The organism is Chloroflexota bacterium (assembly GCA_016875535.1).
Classification (GTDB): Bacteria; Chloroflexota; Dehalococcoidia; order SHYB01; family SHYB01; genus VGPF01.
The window spans coordinates 1-3,958 of record VGPF01000076.1 but is presented as its reverse complement, the minus strand read 5'-3'; the positions used below and the strand labels follow the sequence as shown (position 1 = coordinate 3,958).

4 protein-coding genes are annotated in these 3,958 nt (G+C 67.0%); 1 reads left to right on the top strand and 3 read right to left on the bottom strand.

Going from position 1 to position 3,958, the window contains the following annotated elements; translation table 11 throughout:
* Positions 1-346: 346 nt before the first annotated feature.
* Positions 347-1,363 carry an ABC transporter ATP-binding protein gene (locus FJ039_12530; protein ID MBM4406972.1) on the bottom strand — a complete coding sequence of 339 codons (1,017 nt, stop codon included), beginning with the start codon at positions 1,361-1,363 and terminating at the stop codon, positions 347-349.
* A 66-nt stretch (positions 1,364-1,429) separates the two neighbouring features.
* Positions 1,430-1,777: a hypothetical protein gene (locus FJ039_12525; GenBank protein ID MBM4406971.1), complete on the bottom strand. Its 348-nt coding sequence runs from the start codon at positions 1,775-1,777 to the stop codon at positions 1,430-1,432.
* Here FJ039_12525 and FJ039_12520 point away from each other — a divergent pair.
* On the top strand, positions 1,659-3,734 hold the full coding sequence (locus FJ039_12520) for a peptide ABC transporter substrate-binding protein (GenBank protein MBM4406970.1): 2,076 nt from the start codon (positions 1,659-1,661) through the stop codon (positions 3,732-3,734). The genes FJ039_12525 and FJ039_12520 overlap by 119 nt on opposite strands.
* On the opposite strand, the gene FJ039_12515 is transcribed toward FJ039_12520, so the two are convergent.
* On the bottom strand, positions 3,725-3,958 hold a 234-nt coding region (locus FJ039_12515; protein ID MBM4406969.1), incomplete at its 5' end, for an ABC transporter ATP-binding protein. The two genes, FJ039_12520 and FJ039_12515, sit on opposite strands and share 10 nt — an antisense overlap.

Genomic DNA, 3,958 nt, shown 5'->3' with positions numbered 1-3,958 from the left:
GCGCTCAGCCCCCGCATCGCACTCGCACCTGGCCTAGGCCCACGCGACAAAGGAAGATCGTACGATCTGTCCGTCCTGGACGACTCATACGCGGGCGTGACCGGCTGACCCATGTCGCCGAGGGCACTGTGGGGAAGTCGCGAGACCGCTATCGCGATGCCCTGTCCCGGCCTTCCGGGAACGTTAGACGCCCGCACCTTTGCTGGACGCGTCCACCCATGGCACACCGTCGGGCCCTCTGCAGCACAATCCCCACACCCATCTCAAAGAAAGGAGTAGGAGCGCGGGGCACGCGCCCTGAGTCCATCGAACGCGACGCGCGCCCAGGTGCTAGGCGCCCCGGCTCTTAATAGAGATAGCAGGCGGCGAAGTGGCCCGGGCGTATCTCCCGCAGCTCCGGCACCGCGCCCTCGCAGGCGCCTTTGATCGCCTGGGGACAGCGCGGGTGGAAGGCGCACCCCGGCGGCAGGCTGGAGGGCGATGGCGGCTCCCCGGGCACCACCTGCCGCATCCGCAGGCGGTTCGCCGGGTCGGGCTCAGGCACCGCCTCGATGAGCGCGCGTGTGTAGGGATGCAGCGGCCGGCTCACCACTTCGCGCGGCGGGCCGACCTCCACGATGCGCCCCAGGTACATCACCGCGATGCGATTGGAAAAGTGCGCCGCACTGGCGATATCGTGGGTGATAAAGAGGAAGGCGATCCCATAGTGCCGTTGCAGGTCCCGCATCAGGTAGAGGATCTCTGCCCGGCTCGAAGCGTCAATCATCGAGACAGGCTCGTCGGCCACGATGTACTCGGGGTGCATCACCAGCGCCCGGGCGATGCCGACGCGCTGTCGCTGGCCACCGGAGAGAGTATGGGGATACTTCCCCATGAAGGCCTCCGGCGGGCTGAGGCGCACATCCTGCAGGGCCTGGGCCACGCGCGCCATCCGCTCCTCCCGGCTCCCGATGCCGTGGACCAAGAGCGGCTCCTCCACGATCTGCCCGACGTTCATATAGGCGTTGATGCTGGAGTAGGGGTCTTGGAAGACGGCCTGCGCCCTGCGCCGGAACCACTTGCGCTGCCCTTCGTTCCGGCCGGTGACGGGCATGCCATCGAAGGTGACGCGCCCGGAGGCAGGCTCCACCAGGCCCAGGGAGACGCGGCCCAGGGTCGTCTTGCCGCTCCCGGATTCGCCGACGACGGCCACCGTCTCGCCCCGGCGCAGCGTCAGCGAAACATCGTTCACCGCGCGGACCAGCGTTCGCCCCAGCAGGCCCTTGCGCGAGGTGAACCGGACGCTGACCTTTTCGATGGCGAGAAGCGGCGCGCCCTCGCTCGTCTCGGCGGGATCGCGTACCCCTGCGGCGGCCTGGGTCATTCCCCTCTCCTCATCCGTCCATCCATATCCTCAAGCTTCTCCCGTGGAAGAAGCGGGAAGGCAAACCTATAATAGCATCGCGTCGTATGAGATAGAGACGGCACTGCGTTCAGAGAAAGGCACTATGCATACAGCCCACGCGCGCCCGGCGTTCCTCCTGCTGACCCTCGTGGCCGTCCTCGTTCTCCTGGTTAGCGCCTGCTCCAGCGGATCGTCACCCACGGCGACGCCTGAGCCGACTGCGACGCCGGGCCAGACTGCGATCGTTGGGCCAACGCCGACTCCGTTTCCCACAGTGACGCCCACCGTTCCGCCGACGCCTACCCCCCGCCCAACCGCCACGCCGACGCCCGTCCCGACGCCGACGCCCACTGCCACGCCCACCCCGGCTCCCTCCGAGCTTGGCCCATTCACGACCTATGAAAATGCAACCTTCGGCTTCTCCATCAGTTTCCCTCAGGCCTGGGAGCGGCAGGAGGGCGATATCGCCGGGGGCGAGCCCCTCTTCTTCGCCAGCAGCGACCTGGGGGTGCCGCGACTCCTGATGGACATCAGCTGGGCGCAGAAGCTCGGCCAGCCGAAGGACTACGGCGCCGAAGTGCTGCAGATCTACCGGAGCGCGGCGGCCCAGATGCGCGTCCTGAGCGAAGGCGATGTGTCGCTGCCGGATGGGACGAAGGGCTACAGCTACGTCATCGAGATCCCAGGGCAGCAGGTCACCCTCACGGGAACGTTGCTCGTCGTGGCCCGGGGGAGCCAGGTCTTCCAGGCGCTGGCCCAGACGATCCGAACGGACTTCGAGCGGAACCGCGCCGACCTGGAGCGCATCGTCCGCAGCTTCCGCTTCAAGGAGCAGACGCCCTTCGGCGTGCGGCGCGCCCAGTCCTTCGTCATGCGCGACGATTCGCCGACGGTCTTTGACCCGGCTGTCATCGGCGATGCGACCTCCGCGCGGTACGCCCAGCAGGTCTACAGCGGCCTTGTGACTCTGGACCGCGAATTGAAGGTGATCCCGGACCTGGCGGAGAGCTGGCAGGTGCTGGACGGCGGCAGGACGTACCTGTTCAAGATCCGGAGCAATGCCAGGTTCCACAGCGGCAAGCAGGTCACCGCGCAGGATGTGAAATACTCCATCGAGCGCGCCGCCGACCCGGAGCTGCGCTCAGAGGTCGCGGGCATCTACCTAGACGATATCGCGGGCCTGCGGGACCGCCTCTCGGGCCGCACCCGGGATGTCTCGGGCATCGAAGTGATGGACAGCACGACCTTGCGCATCCGCATCACCTCGCCCGTCCCCTATTTCCTGGCGAAGCTCACGCACCCCACCAGCTACGTGGTGAACCGGGACGACATCGAGAAGGGCGGACGGCTCTGGTTCCTCAAGCCGGACGGCACTGGCCCCTTCAAGATCAAGGGCTGGGACGTCGGCGTGGTGATGGTCCTGGAGCGCAACGACCTCTACTACCGCGCCCCGGCAAAGACGCAGTACATGGTGATCTGGAACGTGGGCGGCAACGGCCAGACAATGTTCGAGGCGGGCGATGTTGACGTGGCGGCCCTGGGCGGCGAGCAGGCGCAGCAGGCCCAGGCGGCATCCAGCCCCCTGCGCAGCCAGCTGAGCATCACGCCGGAACTCGGGATATACTACCTAGGCTTCAACCACAAACTCGCGCCATTCGACGATGTCCGCGCGCGACGGGCCTTCGCCATGGCGATAGACCGCGACAAGATCCTGCGGGAGTTGATGTTCGGCACGGCGCCGAAGGCGAGCGGCGTCATGCCCATCGGCCTGCCGGGCTTCGACCCGCAGCTGGCCCCGGTCGCTTACGACCCCGTCCGGGCGAAGGCGCTGTGGAACGAGGCGCTGGCAGCCAAGAACTTGAAGGTTGAATCCGTGCTTTTCCAGATCTCCGGCTATTCCGGCGTTGATGTGATCCAGGAGATGGCGAAGCAGTGGGAGGCGAACCTCGGCGTGAAGGTCCAGCTCCAGCTGGTCTCCGGGAACACGAACCGCGCGCGCATCTTGAGCCAGGCCGGCGCGAACCTCTTCGAGTACGGCTGGGTGGCCGATTATCCCGACGCCCACAACTTCCTGGACGTTCTCTTCCACGGCACGGCGATCAACAATATCGGCGCGTACACCAACGCCCAGTTCGACCGTCTGCTGGAGGAGGCGCGCACGGAGCAGAACGAGGCGACGCGCACGGCCAAGTATCGCGAAGCGGACCGCCTCCTGCTCAGCGACGTCGGCGCGATCCCCGTCTACTACTTCCGCAACTACTGGCTGGTGAAGCCCTACGTGAAAGACTGGTTCCTCTCCGCCCAGCGGGTCCCGGACTTCGCGACTATCCGCCTGGACCGTCAGGTGTGATAGAGCCAGCACCTGGCGGTGTGCCCTTGGCCGACGGCGACGGCCGGCGGCGGGGCGGCGCAGGCGGCGAAGGCGCGAGGGCAGCGCGGGGCGAAGCGACAGCCTGAAGGCGGAGCGATGAGATCGGGCGGCGCGCCGGGGAGGAACTCCGGCTGCGCCGCCTCTTTCAATTTCGGGATGCTCGCGATGAGCCGCTCCGTGTATGGGTGCTTGGGCCGCAGGAG